The organism is Corynebacterium sp. HFH0082 (genome assembly GCF_000411235.1).
In the GTDB taxonomy this organism is placed as follows: Bacteria; Actinomycetota; Actinomycetes; order Mycobacteriales; family Mycobacteriaceae; genus Corynebacterium; species Corynebacterium jeikeium_D.
In genome coordinates, this window is record NZ_KE150404.1 from 324,088 (window position 1) to 346,534 (window position 22,447).

Sequence of the window (22,447 nt, forward strand, 5' to 3'; positions counted from 1 at the left end):
GAGCCCCTTGGTTCGGGGCTCTTAGTGCGGAACTGTCGGTACGGGACTACAGCCCGAACACTCCGGAGAGCAGGAGGTCAATAATTTTGATGCCGATAAACGGTGCGATGATGCCACCGACGCCGAAGATGAGCAGGTTGCGGCTGAGCAGCGATGCTGCGGAACCAGCGCGGTACTTCACGCCCTTCAGCGCCAGCGGAATCAGCGCGACAATAACCAGTGCGTTGAAAATCACCGCAGAGAGGATGGCGCTTTCCGGCGAGTGCAGATTCATGATGTTGAGCTTGTCCAGGCCTGGCAAGGCTGTAACGAACATGGCCGGAATGATGGCGAAATACTTCGCCACATCGTTGGCGATGGAGAAAGTCGTCAACGCACCGCGGGTAATCAGCATTTGCTTGCCGATTCCCACCACGTCAATCAGCTTGGTCGGATCCGAATCCAGGTCCACCATGTTGGCCGCTTCCTTCGCGGCGGACGTACCGGTGTTCATGGCCACACCCACATCAGCCTGCGCCAATGCTGGCGCGTCGTTGGTGCCGTCACCCGTCATAGCGACCAGACGACCCTTCGACTGCTCCTTGCGGATCAGCTCGAGCTTCTGCTCCGGGGTAGCCTCGGCGAGAACATCGTCAACGCCCGCCTCCTTCGCAATCGCATGCGCTGTCACGGCGTTGTCACCGGTAATCATGACGGTACGGATACCCATTTCGCGCAACTGGTCGAAGCGCTCACGCATACCCGGCTTAACGATGTCCTTGAGGTAAATCACACCGAGCACACGGCCGCTGTCACCGCTGGTTACGTCCTCCCCGCCGATAATCTCGGCCACGACGAGTGCGGTACCGCCAGCTTCCGAAATGCGCTGCACAATGCCCTCGACCTCGGGAGGAACCGTGACGCCGATGCGCTTCATCAGCTTCACAATTTCGGTAGCTGCACCCTTTACCACCTTGCGGTTCTTCTGCTCCCCGGTTGCCGGGAACTCGATACCACTCATACGAGTCTGAGCGGTGAAAGGAATGAAGGTCGCGGTGGCGTAGACGGACTCGTCGATACGTTCGCTGGATTCCTTTTCCGCGAGCTCGACAATGGATCGGCCCTCGGGGGTTTCGTCGGCAAGCGAGGAGAGCTGGCAGGCGTACACCAATTCAGCGTGGCTAGTCCCACCGACCTCAGTGAACTCCGCGGCCTGGCGGTTACCGAACGTGATGGTGCCGGTCTTATCCAGCAGCAGCGTGGCGACGTCACCAGCGGCCTCAACCGCACGGCCAGACATGGCCAACACATTGTGCTGCACCAGACGATCCATGCCAGCGATACCGATAGCGGACAGCAGTGCACCGATAGTGGTCGGGATCAGGCAGATCAGCAGCGCAATCAGGACCAACGGATCCTGCTCAGCGCCATTGAAGATAGCCATCGGCGCCAGTGCGATGACGACCATGAGGAAGATCAAGGTCAACACGTGCAGCAGGGAGCCGAGCGCCAACTCATTCGGAGTCTTCTTGCGCTGTGCGCCTTCGACCAGGCCAATCATCCGATCCATGAAGCTCTCACCAGGCATGGTGGTGACCTCGATGGCGATGACGTCGGAAAGCACGCGCGTACCACCGGTGACCGCACAGCGATCGCCGCCTGCCTCGCGGATTACCGGCGCGGACTCACCGGTGATGGCCGACTCGTCGACGCTGGCGGCGCCAACGACGACATCGCCGTCTGCGGGGATGGCCTCACCTGCGGAGACGATGACGATATCGCCCGGAACAAGCTCCGTGGCAGCGACCTTGGTCGTCTGAGCAGCAGGGCTAATCAGCGCCTCAGCGGCATTGGCCCCCTCATTGAGCTTGAAGGCATCGGAGGTGGTGCGCGAGGCGCGCAGCGACTCAGCCTGTGCCTTACCGCGGCCCTCGGCGACGGCCTCGGCCAGCGTTGCGAACAACACCGTCAGCCACAGCCACACGGTGATGGAGAAACTAAACAGCGATGGGTGCGCAATGGCCAGAACCAGTGTGAATGCAGCGCCGACCTCAACCAGGAACATCACCGGAGTGGCGACGAGCTGGCGCGGATTCATCTTGCTCAACGCAAGCGGCAGAGCGGCCTTCAGCGCGCTGGGAGTAAAAGCGGAAGATGCGTTGGAATTCTTGCTCATGACAGGGCCTCCGTCAGCGGGCCAAGGACGAGAGTTGGTAGGAATGTCAGGGCGCTGACGATGATTGCAATGGCAACGGTCAGACCCACAAACTGCGGTCGGTGGGTCGGCAGCGTGCCTGCGGTTTCAGCCGCTGGCTTCTGCTTGGCAAAGTCACCAGCCAGACCCAGCACCATGACGATTGGCAGGAAGCGACCGAACAGCATGGCGAAGCCAAGGCTCATATTGAACCACGGGGTGTCGGCACCGAAGCCCGCGAATGCCGAACCGTTGTTGTTGGACGCACTGGTGTAGGCGTAAATCAGGTCGGAGAAGCCGTGCGGTCCATCAGCGGACACGGAGTCCAGCGTCGACGGCAGCATGGTGGAGATACCGACACCTGCCAGCACCAGCACTGGCATGACCAGGATGTAGAGGCAGACCTTGGTGATTTCCGAAACACCAATGCGCTTGCCCAGGTATTCCGGCGTACGGCCGACCATCAGGCCGGCGATGAACACGGTCAGGATGGCGATGATGAGCATGCCGTAAAGACCGGAGCCCACACCACCAGGGCTGATCTCACCCAGCAGCATGTTCAGCATGAGCATGCCGCCTGCCAGTGGTGAGTAGCTGGAGTGGAAGCTGTCCACCGCGCCTGTCGACGTCATGGTGGTGGTCACCGCAAAGAAGGAACTCGGCAGCACACCGAAGCGCAACTCCTTGCCCTCCATGCCGCCACCTTGGAAGGACTGCAGCGCAGTCTCGCTGGACATAACGACAGCCAGAGAGATGAAGTAGAGCACCGCCATGGTGGACAGAATGGCCCAGCCCTGGCGCTTGTCGCCGATGATGACACCGAATGCCCTGGTCAACGAGACCGGAATCAACAGGATAAGGAAGATTTCCAGCATGTTGGTCCACGCATTCGGATTTTCAAATGGATGCGCGGAGTTGGCGTTGAAGTAACCGCCACCGTTGGTACCCAGCTCCTTGATGACCTCCTGCGATGCCACGGCACCGCCCGGGATAGTCTGGCTGCCGCCGGTGACAGTCTGAATAGTCTGTGGGGCCGAGAAACTCTGGATGGCACCCTGCGAAATCAGCAGAATTGCACCAATAGCGGCGATGGGCAGCAGCACTCGCAGGACGGTACGAGTCAGATCTACCCAGAAGTTGCCGATGTTGCCGTCACCGTGACGGTTGGCCAGGCCTCGAACCAGCGCCACCGCCACTGCAATACCGACTGCGGCGGAGACGAAGTTCTGAACTGCCAGGCCAGCCATCTGAGTCAGCACCGTCATGGCTTCTTCACCGGAGTAGGACTGCCAGTTGGTGTTGGTGGTAAACGACACCGCGGTGTTCCACGCCTGGTCCGGAGAGACTGGGCCCTTGCCGTGGTTGAGCGGTAGCCACTGCTGCACTCGCTGCAGCAGGTAGACGAAGATGACGCTGACAGCGGAGAAGCTCAACACACTGGCGGTGTACTTTGTCCAGTGCTGGTTGGCCTCTGGGCGCACACCGATGGCGCGGTAGAAACCGCGCTCAACACCCAAGTGCTTATCAGTGGTGAATACCCGCCCCATGTAATTGCCGAGCGGGATGTAAAGGATGGCCAGTGCGGCCATCACGATGATTACCGGGACAAATCCCATAATGACGTTGCTCACGAGAATCGCTCCGGATCAATCAGGGCGACCAGGACATAGCCCAATGCCGCCAAACCTAAAATGGCGCCGACGATCAATTCCCACGTCATAGTTTCTTCACCGCCTTTGCGCAGCCCTGCAGTAGCAGGAAGGCCGCGACGGTGAGTAGCAGAAGCAAAATGTCTACGAACATGACAGTTATAAAACACTCATACCTACCGCGGCGGGCACCTATTAACGCTTTTTTAACACCCGGCTGAACTGGGGTTATGCGCTTTGAGGTGCGCGAATGCACTTCTGATTAAGAAAGTGCCAAGGCAGGTACGCGGCGAATTAATACCAGCTGCAGTGACCGAGTGGGCTGAGCATGCGCACTGGTGTTGCCGACTTATCGATGGTTTTCCGTGACCTGTCGATGACTTCCCTTGTCTTATCGATGGTTTTCCGCCACTTATGCGCACGCTGTGGGGTCTACCTGGGCACTTGTCGATGCGTTATTCACTGATGGCCACGCTATAGCGCATCGACAGGTGAATAGCTCATCGACAAGTGGCCGACCGCCCCTGCCCTCGCCGGCCCCGGCCCCGTCCCCGCTGTCTCCGCCCCTCACAGTCGGACCACGCGCTACCCGAAGGCTTTTGGACACGAGCATAGGCGCGAAGCATTAAAAAAACCGGGCACCACGCTTCCTGCGTGATACCCGGTTTTAATGGATTGAGTTAGGCCGAAGCAACCGGCCCGAAGCAACCGGACTAGAAGTAGCTGACTAAGCCTGACTAATTAGTCCTCCGGTGCGAGCTCGCTCTCCGTGACCCACTTGTGGTTCTTCATGGTCATGCCATCTTCGTCGATATCAACCATGTAGACCGGCTCCTGGGTGGAGTAATCAACAGTGCCCTTGGCACCCTTCATGCCCGCCATGTGCTCGGCGTTGATGGTGATCTCGGAGCCATCGGCAAGCGGAGCCTCGCCTGGGTTCTCCATCTCCTCGTGGACAACCCAACGGTGGTCCTTCACCGGCTCGCTGCCATCGGTCGGAGTGTAGGACACGGAGTATGTGGTGGTGTTGAAAACACCGACAACCTTGCCTTCTGCACCCTTCATGCCCGGCATGTGGTCGGCCAGAACCTTCACCTCAGTGCCGACCGGGAACTTCGCGTTGTCAGCCGGAGCCATTCCCTCGGGAGCCGGGCCGCCATCGGCCGGGTGATTATGGCCTGCCATTGCATCGTCATCATGATTGCCGTGCTCACCGTGGTCGCCGTGCTCACCGTGCTCATCGGCATCGTCCATATCATCCATGTCGTCATGGCCCTCAGTGCTGGTGGCCGACACGGAAGAGCTGGTCTCGCTAACAGTGCTGCTTGCCTCAGTACTAGCCGAATCATCGGAGGAGCAACCGGCCAGCACAAGGACGCTGGCGGCACCCGCGACTACGAGAGCATCTAGTGGTCGAATATTCTTTGCCATGGTTGAGCTCCTTTGTTGTTGATGTCAATCAATCTATGCCCTCACCCTAACAACGCTCCCCCGCCGTCACCATGCCTTACTTCCCGCGGCGGACGGAAATCGTCCAGCCAGCTTCACCGGTCTGCTCAAAGTTGGTGACCTCGTGGCCATCCTTCGCAGCCCAGCGCGGAATCGCATCCGTGGCCTGGGTGCAGTCGAATGGGATCACCAGCTCCTCGCCGACCTCAATCTTGTTGATCGCGTCCTTGGCCTCGATCAGCGGGAAGGGGCACACCGCGCCGACGGTGTCGAGCTCGTAACGCCCATCGCCCAGTGGCTTGAGCTTGCCGTCTTCCTGCTTGACGACGCTCCGGTCGAGCAACGCTACCGGCGCGACAGTAAAGGCACCCGCCAGCGGGGAGGCCTCGGTGCCAGCGACACCGGCACCTTCGCTACCCGGCAGGGACACAGGCGAAGTAGCAGCCGAAGTGACCGGAGCAGTTGCCGATACCGCTGTGTCGTTGGTGGTGGAAGGGGTGCTCGGGACGTCGTTAAGCGAAGATGCGGACGGCTTCAGCCAGAGCTTTGCGGCGATAGCGACACCTGCGGCGATGGACGCCAGTGCGAGCCAACCCTGGTAGCTGAACAGCGAGGTCTGAACCATGCCGTTACCGACGGTGCAGCCGCCGGCCCACGCAGCGCCGACACCCATGAAGATGCCGCCGACGACCGAGCGTGCACCCTGGGTGGCGTCCGGGACGCGGAGGCGGAATTCACCGGAGGCCTTGGCCGCGATGAAGGAGCCGACGAGGATGCCGAGGACGAGGAGGACGCCCCAGTCGAAACGCTCGGTGTCACCAGTAACAACGTAGTTGGCGAGGTTGGAGGACGGAGTCGTGATGCCGAGGCCGTCGTTGCGGCCGGTGGCGGCGGACAGCGGCCATGCGATAACGCCAAGTACACCGACGATGGCGGCGGTGGCGTACACGTGCCAGGCCTTTTCAGTCAGAATGTGCGCGAGACCGGACTTGCGCGGCGCCAGAGTGGCCGGGCGCGGGCCGGAGAATTCTTCGCGCAGGAAGCGGACAGCGAAGTATGCCGTGACGGCGCTCAGCGCGATGACCAGTGGCCAGATGCTAATGCCCAGAGAGGCGTGAATGCTGGTCAGGCCGACGGTGCGTTCCTTCAGGGAATCCTGCAGGCCGTTGAGGAAGCCAGTCTTCATGGCAGCAGCGGATAGGGCGTAAAAGACCAGTGCGATCCAGGAGCCGATCAGGCCCTCACCGGAGCGGTACCAGGTACCCGAGGCGCAGCCACCGGCCAGGACGATACCAAGTCCGAAGATAACGCCACCGACAATAACGGCCAGCGGTGCCAGCTCGTTGTATTCGGGAGTAATCACGCCGGCGCTGGTCAGTGCGGCCAGGCCGATGGCGTGGACGGAAATAACAATCAGCAGGGCGACAAAGCCGCGCCAGCTGCGCTGAGTGAAGATATCGCGCAAGAAGCCGGTGACGCAGAAGCGTCCTCGCTGCATAACAAAGCCGAGCACGGCACCCAGCGCTAGTCCTGAAATGAGCATGAGAGTGTTTCTCCTAAAAGTATGAGCCAGTCCGCCATCAAAGCCATAATGAACAGACCTGTCTATTAGTGGATTAGAAGCTACTCTACACAGCGAAAAAAGTCCAACTTAATGAAGTTTTCACAGGGTAGAACACCTGCCAATAGACAGACCGAACCGTATAGTTGCTGGTGAGAAGCGCAAGTTGTGGCAAGCTAAAACACTATGAGCGCACAGAATTCAGCCCTGGTTGGACACCAGCGACACCAGCGGCTCCTTGCGATGCGCTCGATACTCGACCTTCCTTTTACCCATGCTTTCGCCCTTGACCCTCAGGCGGTCATCGATATTTCCGGCGTGGCCCGCCTCAGCGAGCTCAATGCCAAAAATGTCGTGACAATCGACAGCTTGCGTTCACTCGCCCACACCAACACGCAGGACTTTTACGCCATCGATGACGCGGCAGAAGCTCTGGGCACCGCCTTGCGGATGGCAATTTCCTCCCGGCAGCTACTCTGGTTCAGCTCGCTGCCCGAAAGTGATGTGAAGAAGGTACAAAACATCCTCGGCGGCGACATCGTTCATGTGGTGGGCCCGGAACTGGCCGTCGATAAGCTCGATGGCAGCACCCTCGAGCTTCCCACTGCGCTGAAACAGCGCGGAGAACCACTGGTGCCCATCGCTATCTCGCCAAGCGAGCTGGTGCAGGCCTGGGCACACGGCAGTCTCGAGCAGCAAAAACTGCTCGCTTACCTGCTGGAGGGAACAAATACGCTGGTCATGCAGCAAAAGGACCTGCAGGCACTACGCAAAGTCGGGACCAAACTCATCGAGCGCAACCCCGTGTGGCGCCTGCTGTACAACCCGAAGGTCCTCGCCTATCTGGTGGTGATGGTCTACTCTTCGCTCCGCGCGCTACCTGTGGTTTTCGTCCCCGGATTCCATGGCAATGTCTGGGTGCTGTGGAGCATCGACATCATTACCGCTATCCCCTACACCTGGGGAATTGTCGAGATGATCACCGGCCGCTCATTCGGCCGAAGAATGCTGGGGCTCCTGATCACCCTAGTGACTTTCGTCTCGCCTTACGTCTACTTCTGGGCCAATGGGCGCGATTATCCGGCGTGGGTCACCATCTTTGTCATTGCATTAATTGTCGCAGCCTGCGCCGTCGAATACGTCCGCTGGCTACGCGACCGCGCCATCTCCGCAATCCTGCGCCAACCACCCACCGCCTGCCGCTAGCGACCGCTGAGCGAGCGCCGCACGCCGCCAATAATCAGCCAGGCACCGGCGGCGACGTTGACAGCCACAAGCCCGTGGATAGAGGTCATGCTTAACGACGCTACCGCCGTCTCACCTGCGATAAGCATGCCGGTCGAGACAATCCAGATGAACGTTGCGGCAATGTTGGCAATCCGGCCGCGTTCCACGCGGAATGGATGCGTGTAGTGCAGCGGCACCAACGTCATTGCGCTGAAGATAAAAATGGCAGAGATACACACCGCCATGGGCGCGTTCCATACCCACAGCAAGACCGCCACGATATTCCACGCGGCGGGGAAACCAACGAAGTAGTAGTCGCCAGACTTGGCGGCTTCGTTGGCATAGCAGAACATCGACGACACCAGAACCAAAATGATCAGGGCAATCGCCAACGGCCGTGGCCCCAGCGGCAGATACATAACCATGAAAGCCGCGGGTATGGCGGTCCAGGTGAGATAGTCGACGATGTTGTCCACCACTGCGCCGTTAAACCACGGGACGACTTCCTTGATGTGATGCTTACGCGCCATATTGCCGTCGACACCATCGACGACGAGGGCAATGCCCAGCCAGAGCCACATCCAATGTGGGCGGCCCTCCAGCAGTGCGACCGCAGCCAGCGTTGCCCACACCAAACCGGTCAGCGTGAAGGCATGCACAGCCCAGGCGATGACATGCTGGCGCCGGGTGAAGCGGGTAAAGGTCGCGGCGGTGCTGGCAGTATCGGCGCAGGCAGTATCTGGCCCACTGGCGGTACTAGAACTGGCATTGTCGGAGCGGGTAGTAGCGTTCACGGCAGATGTCCTTTAGAAAACACAACGCGCACAACTGCAAACCTTTATCGCAGTTGTGCGCAGAGTCGATTTTTTCAATCGGTGAGTATAACGGCCGATGGGTCGTTTTCCCGTATTATTGCTCGGGCTTGTGCCGAGTTATTTAACGACGATCCTCGAACCAACCGGTAACCGCCGGTGCTGTATTCTCGTAGACCAGCTTGGCTTCGGTGTACTCTTCCAGGCCGGTCGGGCCCAGCTCGCGACCAATACCGGACTGACCAAAGCCACCCCACTCGGCCTGTGGCAGGTAGGGGCCAAAGTCGTTGATCCAGACGGTACCGTGACGCAGCTCGCGGGAAACGCGCTCAGAAACCTCGCGGTTGGATGTCCACACCGCACCGGCCAGGCCATATTCGGTGTCGTTGCCAATCTCGATGGCCTCGTCAACCGTGGTGAAGGTCTCCACCGTCACCACCGGGCCAAAGGCTTCGTCGTGAACGCAGTCCATTTCGCGGTTGACCTGGTCAATCACGGTTGGGAGGTAGAAGTAGCCGTCGGCAAGCGAGGCGGAACCGTCAGCGGTGGCGCCGGTGGCAACCTCGCCGCCAACGCGCACGCGAGCGCCCTGCTCACGCGCCCGATCGACGTATGCCGCGACCTTATCCAGGTGCTGCTTCGAAATCAGCGCACCGGTCTCGGCCTTCTCATCGAGTGGACCGCCGAGCTGGATGTGCCCGGCGCGCTCAACCAGATCGTCGACGAACTTCTCGGCGATGGACTCCTCCACAATCAAGCGAGCGCCCGCCGAGCAGACCTGACCGGAATGCAGGAACGCAGCATTGAGGGCATTGTCCAAAGCAGCTTCGTAGTCAGCGTCGGCGAAGATGATGTTCGGGTTCTTGCCGCCGAGCTCAAGCGCAACCTTCTTCACGGACTTGGCTGCTTCACCAGCAATAATCTTGCCAGTGACAAGACCGCCAGTGAAGGAGACCATGTCCACCTTCGGATGCGAGGACAACGGTGCGCCCGCTTCGGCGCCAGCGCCGGTAATGAGGTTGGCAACGCCCGCCGGAACACCCAGGTCATCGATAACGTGCATGAGCAGAATTGCTGTGTGCGGAGTCAGCTCCGCCGGCTTCAACACAAAGGTATTGCCCGTGGCCAGGCACGGTGCGACCTTCCATGCGGTCTGCAGCAGTGGGTAGTTCCACGGCGTGATCAGGCCACAGACACCGACGGGTTCACGCACAATGCGCGCGACGACGGACGGGTCATCCGCGTCCACGAGACGACCGGCATCATTGCCTGCAAGCTTCCCGAAGTACTCAAAGCAGGCGATGATGTCATCCATATCGGCTGCCGCCTCTGGCAGGCGCTTACCGGTATCCATGGCCTCTGCCCAGGCAAATTCGTCCTTGCGCTGCCTGATGGCAGCACCGATGTCGAGTACCAACTTGCTGCGCTCAGCTGTGCTCCAGGATGCCCAGGAACCTTCCCCGGTACGTCGGAAAGCGGCGTCGGCGGCGGCGATGGCGCGCTCGGTGTCGGTCGCATCTGCTTCCGCAACTTCGGCGATGAAAGAGCCATCGGCCGGGCACTCGATAGTGCGAGTGTTGCCAGCGGCTGCAGCGGACCAGGTGCCGTCGATAAACAGCGTGGCCGCGCCTTCGTGGGATTTGGCGGTCTCGGGTGCGAGGGCCTTATCAGTAGTTGAAGGCTTAAAGGTCATTTAGGAATCCTCCTTGGCGTAGTCATCAGACCATTCGCGGACAGGTTCGGCATTATCGGACAAATCTGAGGTGCCCGGGAGATCAGACTGCATGTGCAAAAACTCCAAGTGCCGTTCGTAGAGGTCGAGGACGTCGGAAATCAGCTGCTCTTGGGTGTAGCCATAGACGTCGTAGCCGAGCGAACCGGTAAGCGTGAAGACCTCGAGGCGGTAGTAGTAAATATCAGCATCACTGTCCAGGTGTACCAGGCCAGCAAAAGACGGCGTCAAGTGTTCAACCGGATAGACCTGGTAGCGGAAGCTCATCTCCTCGCCGAATCCGACCTGCAGGTCAATCTGGTCAATACCGACTTCTTCTGCTGGTTCACGGTGCAGCGTCACTTCACCGCCACGTTCCCTGATAGCATCTGCCACCTGTTCAAGTGCGGGCTGCACCACTCGGTCGAGGTAGCGCATGACTGGCTTCTTGCCCGGGAAGGACATGGAGCGGGCAAGTCGATTGCGCCAGTCACCCTGTTGGCCATCCACGGCGCGGCCCGACATCGCCCCGTGGAGGGCTCGACGTGTCGAATCTTGTTGCAACAGCTCCAGTCGCAGCGACTTAAACAGGCCATACATCACCAGATAGATGACAAAGGCAAACGGCAGACCCATCACAATCGTTGCCGACTGCAGCGTCGGAATACCACCGACATAGAGCATGGAGATGGTCAGCACACCGACCACGACAGCCCAGAAAATGCGGGTCCACTTCTTACCGTCCTGCTGTGTGTCGGTGATCTTCGAAGTGAAGTTACTCATCACCAGTGCCGCCGAGTCCGCCGAGGTGATGTAGAGCAACAGGCCAATCAGAGATGCGACTGCAGCCACCATCATCGGCGCCGGGTACTGCTCCAGCAGCAGGTAGAAGGCACGCTCCGGGTAATCCAGTGCAGTCTGGCCAAACTCCGAATCGCCATTGATGACCAGGTCCAGCGCCGAGTTACCGAATACCGACACCCACATCAGGACGAAGAGGAATGGAATGGTCAGCGTGCCGACGACAAACTGGCGCAGGCTACGGCCACGGGAAATACGGGCCAGGAACAAACCGACGAACGGTGCCCAGGCCACCCACCAAGCCCAGAAGAACAGGGTCCAGGAATTCAACCATTCCTGCGCTCCGGAGAACGCGTAGGTATCCATAGTCATGGATGGGAACTTGGAGACGTACTCGCCGACGTTCATCACCAGGGCGTCAAACAGGAACGCCGTGCGACCAGTGACCAGGATGTAGAGCATCAAGCAGATGGCCAGGCCAACGTTGAGCTCCGAGAGACGGCGAATCCCCTTGTCAACACCGGAAACCGCGGAGGCGATAGCCACCGATACAGCCACGACGATTAGAGCGATCTGCCAGGACGTACTCTCATCCACCCCGAACAGCACGCGCAGGCCGTAATTCAGCTGGACGACGCCGATACCCAGCGAAGTTGCGACACCGAAAACGGTACCGAGCATCGCTGCGATTTCGACCGCTTCACCAGCGGGGCCGTGGATGCGCTTGCCAATGATTGGGTAGAGCGCCGAGCGAATGGTCAGTGGCATGTTCAGGCGATAGGCGAAGTAGCCGAATGCCATACCCATCAGGGCATAGAGCGCCCAACCGGTCACACCATAGTGGAAGAGCGTGAACACCACTGCCTGACGTGCAGCTTCGATGGTCTCCGCATCTCCGGTCGGCGGGCCATAGTACTGTGCCACCGGCTCTGCTACCGAGAAGAAGAGCAGGTCAATGCCGATACCTGCGGCAAAGAGCATAGAGGCCCAAGAAAACAGGCCGAACTGAGGTTTGGCGTGATCGGGGCCGAGCTTAATCTGCCCCGTTCGCGAGATGGCGATGTAGAGCATGAAGAGCACTGCCACCGTCGCGGTCACAATATAGAACCAGCCGAAGTTCTTCGACACCCAGGCGACAATGCCAGCTAGGGTGTCCGCTGCATTGTCCCGGGCAAAAATAGCCCACAGGGCAATGGCGAGAATACCAACGCCTGAAATAATAAATACAGGCCAGTTGACCTCAGGCTCAGAGGTCGCACTCGCTTGCGCTTGTTGCGGAGGGACCGACTGCGATCGCTGCATTTCTTGCGACGACCCAGATTTTTCCTCCGTTACCTTCTCAGTTGGCGGAGTATCAGACATAGGAAAATCCTTCAGATTCGGGAACTAATCCAGCATACCTAGTTTGAATAATCCCTCAAGTCTTAGAATCGATTCAGAAGAATTCCTTAACCCCAATATCAACACCACTACCTGCATCTTTATCTAGTTTTCACGGCGTTTAAAATCATTTCAACTGGAATTGAATGCCAATTGTATGCCATTCTATATACGTGAAGAGGATTTGAGATACGCCCCCGGCCACTTATTCTACTATCAATATATAGGCCCCGCCTTTAAATATCGCTTGAGGCTTATCACAGTCCTTGAAAACCATTCCGATATACATCGGCAAACAACCTACGGAGGTACACCAGAACATGGGAGCTTTCCCGGCTGTCTTCAACTTCGGTAAAAAGAATGGCAACACCACAGTCGAACACCGCGACGTCGTCATCGTTGGCGCGGGCTCTGCCGGCTCTGTGCTGGCTAACCGGCTGTCCGCAGACCACACTCAGCAGGTGCTCGTACTCGAGGCCGGCCGCATGGACTCCCTCTGGGATCTCTACATTCACATGCCTTCGGCGTTCTCCTTCCCAATCGGTAACAAGTACTACGACTGGAAGTACGAATCCGAGCCGGAACCGGAGATGAACGGTCGCCGCATCTACCACGCCCGCGGCAAGGTCGTCGGCGGCTCCTCCTCCATCAACGGCCAAATTTACCAGCGCGGTAACCCCATGGACTACGACAAGTGGGGCGACACCAAGGGGCTGGAGAACTGGGGCTGGAACCACGTTCTGCCGTACTTCAAGCGCATGGAAAATGCGCTCGGCTCCGACAAGGACGACCCGCGCCGTGGCCACGACGGGCCGCTGCGCATGAAGCGCGGTCCGGCCGATTCTCCGCTGTTCAAGGCCTTCTTCAGGTCTGTTCAGCAGGCCGGCTACAACTACACGCCGGACGTCAACGGCTACCGCCAGGAGGGCTTCGGTCCCTTCGACGCGAACATCGACAAGGGCCGTCGCCTCTCCGCTGCCCGCGCATACCTGCACCCAGCCCTGCAGCGTCCAAACCTGGAGCTTCGCACCCGCGCAGAAGCCACCCGCATCCTCTTCGAGGGAACCAAGGCCGTCGGCGTGGAGTACACCTGGAAGGGTCGTACACACCAGGTGCGAGCAGACAAGGTCATCCTCTGCGGTGGCGCTTTCAACTCTCCGCAGCTGCTCGAGGTCTCCGGCGTTGGCGATGAGAAGATTCTGAATGCCGCCGGAGTGAACGTCGTCAAGCACCTGCCTGGTGTCGGCGAAAACCTGCAGGACCACCTGGAGGTCTACATTCAGTACAACGCCACCCAGCCGGTGTCTTCACAGCCGTACCTGGAGAAGTGGCGTTGGCCGTTCATTGGCCTGTGGTGGCTGCTCACCCACAAGGGCCCGGTGGCAACGTCGCACTTCGAGGGTGGCGGTTTCGCGCGCTCCAACGACAACGAGCCCTACCCGAACCTGATGTTCCACTTCCTGCCGCTGGCCATGCGTTACGACGGCACGAAGATCGATAGCCCGCACGGTTTCCAGTTCCACGTTGGTCCGATGTACTCGGATGCCCGTGGCCATGTCCACATCACCTCCTCGGACATCAAGGTCAAGCCGTCGATCCTGTTCAACTACCTGTCCACTGATCAGGACCGCCGTGAATGGGTCGAGGCTGTGAAGGTCTCCCGTAAGCTGCTGGACACTCCGGCAATGAAGGAGTACACCGACGGCGAGATTTCCCCGGGTGCAGATGTGCAGACCGACGAGGAAATCCTCGAGTGGGTCCGCAAGGATGCCGAGACCGCACTGCACCCATCCTGCACCTGCAAGATGGGCCCGGCCTCCGACGAGATGGCCGTGGTCGATCCGGAGACCATGCAGGTCCACGGCACCGAGGGCCTCTACGTGGTTGACGCTTCGGTCATGCCGGGCATCACCAACGGCAATATCTACGCACCGACTATGATGATTGCCGAAAAGGCCGCTGACCTCATCGCCGGCAAGACCCCGCTGGCACCGCAGGACATTCCGTTCTACCGCGCTGGCCAGGGTATGCCGCTGGATCCGCCGGAGAGCACCAAGTAGTTCTTGAGTTCTTGAGGCGGTAGCGCGGCGTCTATTGCGCAACGTCGTTCGTCGGCATTGGCCGGGTTCTCCCACGCGGGGGAATCCGGCCTTAGTGTTACTCTCGCCCCTATGAGCAGTACAACCTCGCAGACACTCGAAAACCTCCGACGCTCATCAATCATTTTGGCGCCGATGGCCGGTGGCCCATCCACGCCCGAACTCGTCGCTGCCGTTTCCAATGCTGGCGGGGTTGGCACCCTTGCCGCCGGATATCTCACTGTCGAAAAGCTCACTGAACAAGCACGGAAGACGTGCGCACTGCTTGACGACGGCAAAGGTTTCGGCATCAACCTCTTCTGCCCCAACACTGCTGACGCCGGTATCGGAACCTCAGAGGAGGAACTTGCTCAGTGGACCGCTTTTCGTAATCGTCTGGCGCCGGCCGCTGCCCACTTCGACATCGACTTGCCTGACACTCCGACCTGGTCAGATGACTACTTCTCGGCGAAAGTCGAGGCAATTCTCGCTGATGACTTTCTGCCCAATCCCGATGCCCTGAAGTTCGTCTCCTTTACCTTTGGCTACCCAGATAACGAGGTCATTGCTCGGGTAAAGGAATCAGGCCGCAAAGTGATTTTGAATGCGACCTCAATTGAGGGTATACAGGCGGCGGCGAAGGCTGGCGCTGATCGCATTGTCCTGCAGGGACTAGCTGCGGGTGGGCACCGCGCATTTGTGAAGGGGAAGGATTCGTCCGACAGCATTGGGGCCTCTGTAGAAGAGCTCGCCCAAGCAGTCACCGAAGCATGTGCGGTAACCGATGTACCTATCATCGCCGCTGGTGGGGTGGGTAACCGAGAGGACGTCGTCAAGCTTGTGGAAGCCGGCGCGGTGGCTGTGCAAGCTGGCACACGGTTCCTCACCACCGCGGAGGCGGGTACGAAGGAGACGCACCGACGGGCACTGCGTGATTTGGTGGGGCGTGACACCGTTTTGACTCATGCTTTTTCCGGCAAGCCAGCGCGTGCCATCGAGAACACGTTTACCCGGGAGTTTTCTAGGATCGCGCCGGAACTTTACCCACAACTGCACTACTTGACCACGCCGATTCGAGGCGCGGCGAATAAGGCCGGCGATTCTGAATATCTCAACTTATGGGCAGGTATTGGGTTTGCGCAGTGCGAGGTTCAATATGCGGGCGAGGTTGTTGCGGAGCTTTCCGGCTTGGCCGAGTAATACGAAGCCGCCGATGCTACAAACTGCAAAATGACCAGCCCCGGACATATATCGCGGCTGGTCATTTGGCTTTATTTGTGACGACGACTTTCATGGCGACGGCGCGGTTGTGGTGTTAAGCGTCTAGCAGCCAATCGTTCGGGCTGAACAGCTCGAAGTGAACGTTATCGCGAGCAACACCGCGATCGGCGAGCTGCTGGCGAATGGCCTGCAGGAAGCCGTTGCCACCACAGAGGTAGAACTGAGCGCCCTCCGGCAGCTCCGCATCCGCCAGATTCATCAAATCCGGCTCGTACCACACCTGCTGGCGAGCATTGGCCAATGCGGCGACAGCATTGTTGCGCTCTGCGCGCAGGGCATCTGCGGTTTCTGCACGGTCCGCGTGGAGGACGACAACATCTCGCTTAGAGTCGCCAGCCACCAGGGCATCCAACATGCCGATCATGGGAGTGGCACCAATACCTGCGGAAATAAGCACCACCGGGTCGTTTGATTTGGTGTCCAACACCAGGTCACCTGCCGGCAGAGAGATCTCGATGGCATCGCTCGGCTGCACCTTTTCCCACAGCTGTGTGGAAACCTCGCCAGCCGGCAGGTCCTCGGAGGCATCGACACGACGAACCGCGAAGGTCAGAACACCTTCCTTGCCGCCGACCAGAGAGTATTGACGTAGCTGGCCGGCGCCGTCCGGCATGGTCTGACGCACGGAAATGTACTGTCCCGGGAGGTAGGAAACGGGGGTTTCGTCGTCAAGCTTGACGGAGAATACTGCGACATCATCACCGCGCTCTTCACGAGAGACGACGTGAGCGGCGCGGAAAACATCACCTGCTTCGACGCCGAGGTCGTCATAGAGCCCCTTCTCGAAGTCGATGAGAACACGCTGCATCTCCAGGTAGACGGCATCCCATGCGTCGCGGACAGCCCCCTGAAAGACCTCTGGGGTGAGGATTTCCTCGATGGCATCGAAGAGGTGCTTGTGCACGATTGGGTACTGCTCCGGCTTGATGCCAACGGAAATGTGCTTGTGGCCGATGCGGGAAAGCAGTTCTTCCGGGGCAGGAGCGTCTGGGTCGACCAGCGTAGCTGCGAAGGTAGCGACGGATGCCGCCAGCGCCTTCTGCTGAGCCCCCTGCTTCTGGTTGCCGCGGTTGAAGGTATCGGCAATGAGTTCGGGGTGAGCAGCGAACATCCGGTTGTAGAAGTTCGGCGTGATTTTCTCGATGTTGGCACCGACGACGGGCAGGGTTTGGGTGACGACTTCGGCCTGCTCTGGAGTCAGGCCGTTCTTGTTGACATTCAGGTTTGGCATGACTTCACACTATCACCATATTGCGCATTTTGTTTGCGCAATATTGTTTGTTGGCGCCAAAACTAGTCTTTGCAGTTGCGAATCAACCGCTTTTAGCTGCAGAAACGGCGCCGCCAAAAGTCTTGACAGACAAGCTTCGACAGCACCACTCTCAGCTCTTTTCAAATCGAGATTAGGCCTTCAGTTCTACGCCTAAACCACCTAAACCGGACGAATATTGAGCCTCGACCCCTCAGACAAGCTACCTCCCTCGGAAGTATCACCATCCGCACCATCAACCGACTTGGCGGGAATGAGATCAGCAATCAACACCGGATCGAGTGCCGCGAAGAACGCCTCCTGTGCAGCCGCTAACTTGCCACGCAACAGGCACGTCGGCAGCAATGGACAGTCAGTGCCGACACAATCGACGACCTCGTTGTTTTCCAGAGTGCGCAGCAGCTTGCCGACGGATTTTTCCGTAGCCGAATCTCGCAGATAGATGCCACCATTGCGCCCCTTGACCGCCTCCAAGAAGCCGAGCTCCACAAGTCGTGAGACAACCTTGGAAACATGCGCGCGAGACGCATTGAGAGACTCCGCCACCTCGGCAGCGGTGTACTTGCGCCCCGGCTCCCCCATCGCCATCAAAGTGATGACACGCAGGCTCAAATCAGAGAAAAGCGTTAATTGCATTGCGTGTCACCCTTCATCGTTGTACTGCACAAACCACCCCCTTGCCAGCCACTTCGGGCAACAAGGGGGTGGTTCTATGTTCTAGCTTTTAGCAAGGCTAGCTAGCAAGATCTTAGTCCTGCAGGCTCTTCTCGATACGAGCCTTCAGAGCCTCGAACTCGTCCCAGACTTCCTGCGGAACGCGGTCGCCGAGGAACTTCAGCCACTCCTCGTTGTCCGGCAGGTCACCCTGCCACTTAGCAGCCGGTGCCTTCAGGGCTTCCTTGACATCTTCAAAGTCGATGTCCAGGCCAGTCAGGTCCAGGTCCTCTGCCTTAGCGGTGTGACCAACAACGGTCTCCTTGGCGCCAACACGGCCCTCAATGCGGTCGATGATCCACTTGAGAACGCGAGAGTTGTCACCGAAGCCCGGCCACAGGAAGCGGCCGTCTTCGCCACGGCGGAACCAGTTGACCAGGAAGACCTCTGGCATCTTGTCGCCGCCCTTGGCGCCCATGTCGATCCAGTGCTGCAGGTAGTCACCGACGTTGTAGCCAATGAACGGCAGCATTGCCATCGGGTCGTGACGCAGGGAGCCGACCTTGGCCTCAGCGGAAGCAGCGGTCTGGCCGGAAGCCAGGGTTGCACCGATGAAGGTTGCGTGGTTCCAGGACAGTGCCTGGGTTACCAGCGGCACAGTGTCCGGGCGGCGGCCACCGAACAGGATGGCGTCGATCGGGACACCCTGCGGGTCGTCGTACTCCGGTGCGGCGACCGGGCACTGCGAAATCGGGGTGCAGTAACGGGAGTTCGGGTGCGAGGACAGCTCGTCGGAATCCGGAGTCCAGTCATTGCCCTTCCAGTCAATGAGGTGCTCCGGCTTGCCTTCCATGCCTTCCCACCAGACGTCACCATCGTCGGTCAGTGCGACGTTGGTGAACAGGGTGTTACCGGCCTCCATGGTCTTCATGGCGTTCGGGTTGGAGGAGTAGTTGGTACCCGGTGCAACACCGAAGAAGCCGTTCTCCGGGTTGACAGCGTACAGGCGGCCGTCCTCACCGAACTTCAGCCATGCGATGTCGTCACCGACGACCTCGGCCTTCCAGCCCTCGATGGTCGGAGTCAGCATAGCCAGGTTGGTCTTACCACATGCAGACGGGAATGCAGCGGCGATGTGGTAGGCCTTGCCCTCTGGGTTGGTGAGCTTCAGGATGAGCATGTGCTCGGCCATCCAGCCCTCTTCCTTAGCCATGACCGAAGCGATACGCAGTGCGTAGCACTTCTTGGCCAGGATGGCGTTTCCGCCGTAGCCGGAACCGTAGGACCAAATCTCCTTGGTCTCCGGGAACTGGGTGATGTACTTCTCATCGTTGCACGGCCATGCAACGTCCTCCTGGCCCTCCTCCAGCGGAGCGCCAACGGAGTGCAGAGCGTGGACGAAGTCTCCGTCCGGACCAATCTTGTCCAGGGCATCCTGACCCATGCGGGTCATGATTCGCATGGAGAGAACCACGTACTCCGAGTCGGTCAGCTGAACACCCAGCTTCGGCTCCGGGTCGGTGATCGGACCCATGCAGAACGGAACGACGAACATGGTGCGGCCCTTCATGGAACCGCGGTAGTGCTCGGTCATTTCCTTCTTCAGCTCGACCGGATCCTCCCAGTTGTTGGTCGGGCCAGCGTCCTCTTCCTTTTCAGAAGCGATGAACGTGCGGGACTCCACACGAGCAACGTCCTTCGGGTTAGAGCGGGCAAGGAAAGAGTTCGGGCGCTTTTCCTCATTCAGCTTGATAAGAGTTCCCTTATCAACCAGGTCCTGGGTAAGGCGGTTCCACTCTTCTTCCGAGCCATCAGCAAAGACAACCTTGTCTGGCTGGGTCAGTTCTACGACCTCAGCAATCCAGCGCAGCAGTTCGGCGTTCTCGGTCGGGGCCTGGCCCTCGAGACCAGGAATAGAAGGTGCGGACATCAGTTCTCCTGACTCATTGATTCGCGTCTTAATTTAAGGCTACCGGGGGATACCGAAAGTTGCCGGGCCCCACATCGACAATCGGCTTGTTCCCGCATTTGCAAGCCGTTACATCACAGCTTTACAACAAATAATTTTCCCCGCCCCATTCTTGCGACCTGTTCATTTACGGCCATAACCAGTGAATAAGGCCAGCCTCACCACATAAATTTACAACCATTAACCCTTCGGGTGCAGTTACCCCCATTTGTAAGCAACCGAGACACGGGTACCCCCGCGCACCGTGGTTCCAAAGTCGTTAGTCCCAGCTGCCCCGAGCGGATTGCTCCCATGAGTACGCATCCCACTTCCCCGCGGCTGATGCCGGTTTCACTGCTGCTTCGCCCATCGCGTCAGCAGCCCTCACATCATCACTGCTCCAAGACTCCCAAGTGCCGTCAAAACGGACCGTCGTAACGTGATCCACCGTGCCGTCACCGTCCAGATCTGAATAGATTGACAACCCGGAATCGTCGGCAAGCGTAATTGACCCCTCGTCGTCGCCGAGGTCGTAGAGCTGCCCATCGACCTCCACAACCAGCCCGGCGCCACCAACGTCCACCGACTGCCCATCAATCGGTGTCGCTGCCTCCAAACCACACGGCGTAGCGGGCGAACGCGCCTCCACCCCGCCATCGGACGCGGGTTGATCGGAAAAGTACTGCAGTAAAGAAAACTCATCCATCGTGATATCCCCCTATTTCTCTTCGCTGTCACAGCTATCGTGCAGGCGTTCCGGTGTACTCCGCCAGCTGCTCTATTCGCCATCCCGGACCCCGCGCACCAATGGCTTCGCGCACCGTCATCTCCACGGACTGTGTCCATTTTCGCCGCAGATGGGCAAGGTAATTTGCCCGCCACTGCGAGGTGCGTTGGCGTGCGTTACGACGAATCGTTGCGCTCACCGCCACCACCGCAACACCGAGGCCTATTGCGAGTGCGACCAGCTGCGCCGCAAGCGTCGGCACCCCAATCCACATCAGCAATCCGTGGACGATCCGCACTGCGCCGACCGCCACGCCAAGCGATGCCACCGCCACCAGAGCGTCCATGGCATAACTGGGGCGAGCTGGGCTTGCTGGAGCGGGCACTGAGACTTCCACACGAAGACCCAATTCGTCGCCACACCGCTGTTGCAGCCGCGTCGCTGCGACCTCGGCACGCCCCTGAAGATCCGCCTGATCACCTGCGGGGCCGTCAGCCACTTCCTGGAGTGCATCCCGCACCGCGCTCTCAGCTGCCAACTGCATCTTCCGCTGCAATCGCGCCGCCGCCCCGGCTCCGCGCGATCGCTCCTGTGTCAGCTGAGCTCGCACATTTCGAGCCCGGCGCGCACTCAGTGTTTCCCCCGGGTTTCTGGGCGGACCTTCTGCCAGCAGAACCAGGGTTCTGGCCATCCTCTCGTCCAGCGCTCCCATCGGGATTGTGCTGTCGATTTCCTGACGCCAGGCCTCGGCATACTCACCATTGCCAATCAGGCCAACTGCAACACGGCCGGTGGCTTGGCTAATGGCTGCAACCGTGCTGACGCACTCCCGCGTGGGCTGCACCTCGCTGTCTGCAACATAGAGCACGACGGCGCTGCGTTTATCCACGAACTCCAGGCGACGTGGCGGAGTCGCAGTATCAACAATCTGCGAGAATTCCGCGCGGTCCGCTGCGGCCCCAGCTTTGGTGACAAGAAGCGGTGGCTGCTCCGGCCCCTCGGCCGAGACCGGGAGTGGCTCAACTACGTCCGGTGCTGCCATAACAGCTCCTCCAGGCTGTCTCTAGCCGCGGGAAAGGCCGCCGCGATCTCAGTCAACTGCACCGCGAGTAGCCTGTCATCATCGCGTGATTCACCTTCGACACCGCGGCGTTCAGCAATCTTCCGCAACGCGGAGCTGAACAAAAAGGCGTGTTCAGCTGTCTCGTTTGTGGCGATGTCGCAATACTCGTCGGCAAGCGAATGGCGAATCGGTTGTTGCTCGATGACCAGCGAGACAGAGACGGACAGCTTGTCGGTCAGCTCCGCGTGACATTGCGAAAACGCCTCGCGCACAGCGGTTTCGCGCACGCCCCTGCGCAATCGCGCGCAGATTATCGATGGCCGTTTCTCACGCTCAAGCGCCTTGGCGACGCACACCTCCGCACCGCTCGTGTGTGTGGTGTCCGAGAGCGTGACCTGCCGTTCTGACAGCCAGTCCACCACAGCGGCGCGCAACGACGACGATGTAGATCCTGTTGACGGCTGTGTTGTTTCCGTGACGTCAGTTGCGGAAATAAGGTCCATTCGGCCTAGTCCCCTCCCATAAATCCCCTGCGTGGTTTAGTTAAAAACCTGCGTAACCCCCATACGGCCCGTAGGCCAGAATCCGCGCCCTGAAACACTGCGCTAGGCAGACCCCAAGCACGGCTTCAACCAACGAATAAGCGCGGCTTCGCGTTCAGCC

At 59.4% G+C, this 22,447-nt stretch carries 17 protein-coding genes; 3 read left to right on the top strand and 14 right to left on the bottom strand.

From position 1 onward, the window contains the following. Positions 1-46: 46 nt before the first annotated feature. From kdpB to HMPREF1206_RS01395, 5 genes are all read right to left on the bottom strand, one after another. Entirely contained in the window at positions 47-2,155 is a 2,109-nt protein-coding gene (kdpB, locus tag HMPREF1206_RS01375) for a potassium-transporting ATPase subunit KdpB (protein ID WP_016421616.1), read from the bottom strand. After that, positions 2,152-3,804 (bottom strand): potassium-transporting ATPase subunit KdpA, encoded by a 1,653-nt coding sequence (gene kdpA, locus HMPREF1206_RS01380; RefSeq protein WP_042388265.1) that lies wholly within the window; start codon positions 3,802-3,804, stop codon positions 2,152-2,154. Before kdpA ends, kdpB begins: the two co-directional genes overlap by 4 nt. Further along, positions 3,801-3,893 (bottom strand): potassium-transporting ATPase subunit F, encoded by a 93-nt coding sequence (locus HMPREF1206_RS01385; RefSeq protein WP_016421618.1) that lies wholly within the window; start codon positions 3,891-3,893, stop codon positions 3,801-3,803. The genes kdpA and HMPREF1206_RS01385 overlap by 4 nt, the downstream gene beginning before the upstream one ends. A gap of 670 nt (positions 3,894-4,563) precedes the next feature. Then, positions 4,564-5,253: a YdhK family protein gene (locus HMPREF1206_RS01390; RefSeq protein WP_016421619.1), complete on the bottom strand. Its 690-nt coding sequence runs from the start codon at positions 5,251-5,253 to the stop codon at positions 4,564-4,566. Positions 5,254-5,329: 76 nt separating this feature from the next. Then, on the bottom strand, positions 5,330-6,814 hold the full coding sequence (locus tag HMPREF1206_RS01395; RefSeq protein WP_016421620.1) for a YeeE/YedE thiosulfate transporter family protein: 1,485 nt from the start codon (positions 6,812-6,814) through the stop codon (positions 5,330-5,332). A 204-nt stretch (positions 6,815-7,018) separates the two neighbouring features. On the opposite strand from HMPREF1206_RS01395, the gene HMPREF1206_RS01400 reads away from it, so the two are divergent. Next, complete coding sequence (locus tag HMPREF1206_RS01400) at positions 7,019-8,038, top strand: hypothetical protein (protein WP_042388269.1); 1,020 nt, start codon at positions 7,019-7,021, stop codon at positions 8,036-8,038. Here the strand turns inward: HMPREF1206_RS01400 and HMPREF1206_RS01405 are convergent. The 3 genes from HMPREF1206_RS01405 to betT form a co-directional block, all read right to left on the bottom strand. Next, positions 8,035-8,853 (bottom strand): phosphatidylcholine/phosphatidylserine synthase, encoded by an 819-nt coding sequence (locus HMPREF1206_RS01405; RefSeq protein WP_016421622.1) that lies wholly within the window; start codon positions 8,851-8,853, stop codon positions 8,035-8,037. The genes HMPREF1206_RS01400 and HMPREF1206_RS01405 overlap by 4 nt on opposite strands. A gap of 142 nt (positions 8,854-8,995) precedes the next feature. Next, the gene (locus HMPREF1206_RS01410; protein WP_016421623.1) at positions 8,996-10,564 is read right to left on the bottom strand and encodes an aldehyde dehydrogenase family protein; all 1,569 of its coding nucleotides are present in this window, start codon (positions 10,562-10,564) and stop codon (positions 8,996-8,998) included. Next, positions 10,565-12,745 (bottom strand): choline BCCT transporter BetT, encoded by a 2,181-nt coding sequence (betT, locus tag HMPREF1206_RS01415; protein ID WP_016421624.1) that lies wholly within the window; start codon positions 12,743-12,745, stop codon positions 10,565-10,567. 338 nt (positions 12,746-13,083) lie between these two features. Here betT and betA point away from each other — a divergent pair, with 338 nt between their 5' ends. Both betA and HMPREF1206_RS01425 read left to right on the top strand, forming a co-directional pair. Further along, a complete protein-coding gene (betA, locus tag HMPREF1206_RS01420; RefSeq protein WP_016421625.1) occupies positions 13,084-14,823 on the top strand; it encodes a choline dehydrogenase in 1,740 nt (579 codons plus the stop codon). Positions 14,824-14,934: 111 nt separating this feature from the next. After that, entirely contained in the window at positions 14,935-16,041 is a 1,107-nt protein-coding gene (locus tag HMPREF1206_RS01425) for a nitronate monooxygenase family protein (RefSeq protein WP_042388272.1), read from the top strand. A gap of 115 nt (positions 16,042-16,156) precedes the next feature. On the opposite strand, the gene HMPREF1206_RS01430 is transcribed toward HMPREF1206_RS01425, so the two are convergent. The 6 genes from HMPREF1206_RS01430 to HMPREF1206_RS01455 form a co-directional block, all read right to left on the bottom strand. Continuing rightward, positions 16,157-17,353 carry a globin domain-containing protein gene (locus HMPREF1206_RS01430; RefSeq protein WP_016421627.1) on the bottom strand — a complete coding sequence of 399 codons (1,197 nt, stop codon included), beginning with the start codon at positions 17,351-17,353 and terminating at the stop codon, positions 16,157-16,159. A gap of 201 nt (positions 17,354-17,554) precedes the next feature. Then, the gene (locus HMPREF1206_RS01435; protein WP_016421628.1) at positions 17,555-18,028 is read right to left on the bottom strand and encodes an Rrf2 family transcriptional regulator; all 474 of its coding nucleotides are present in this window, start codon (positions 18,026-18,028) and stop codon (positions 17,555-17,557) included. A 112-nt stretch (positions 18,029-18,140) separates the two neighbouring features. Continuing rightward, on the bottom strand, positions 18,141-19,976 hold the full coding sequence (locus HMPREF1206_RS01440; protein ID WP_016421629.1) for a phosphoenolpyruvate carboxykinase (GTP): 1,836 nt from the start codon (positions 19,974-19,976) through the stop codon (positions 18,141-18,143). 298 nt (positions 19,977-20,274) lie between these two features. Then, on the bottom strand, positions 20,275-20,700 hold the full coding sequence (locus tag HMPREF1206_RS01445) for a DUF6802 family protein (protein ID WP_016421630.1): 426 nt from the start codon (positions 20,698-20,700) through the stop codon (positions 20,275-20,277). A 34-nt stretch (positions 20,701-20,734) separates the two neighbouring features. Further along, on the bottom strand, positions 20,735-21,763 hold the full coding sequence (locus HMPREF1206_RS01450; protein WP_016421631.1) for a hypothetical protein: 1,029 nt from the start codon (positions 21,761-21,763) through the stop codon (positions 20,735-20,737). Then, positions 21,745-22,287 (bottom strand): hypothetical protein, encoded by a 543-nt coding sequence (locus tag HMPREF1206_RS01455; protein ID WP_016421632.1) that lies wholly within the window; start codon positions 22,285-22,287, stop codon positions 21,745-21,747. Before HMPREF1206_RS01455 ends, HMPREF1206_RS01450 begins: the two co-directional genes overlap by 19 nt. Positions 22,288-22,447: the final 160 nt, after the last annotated feature.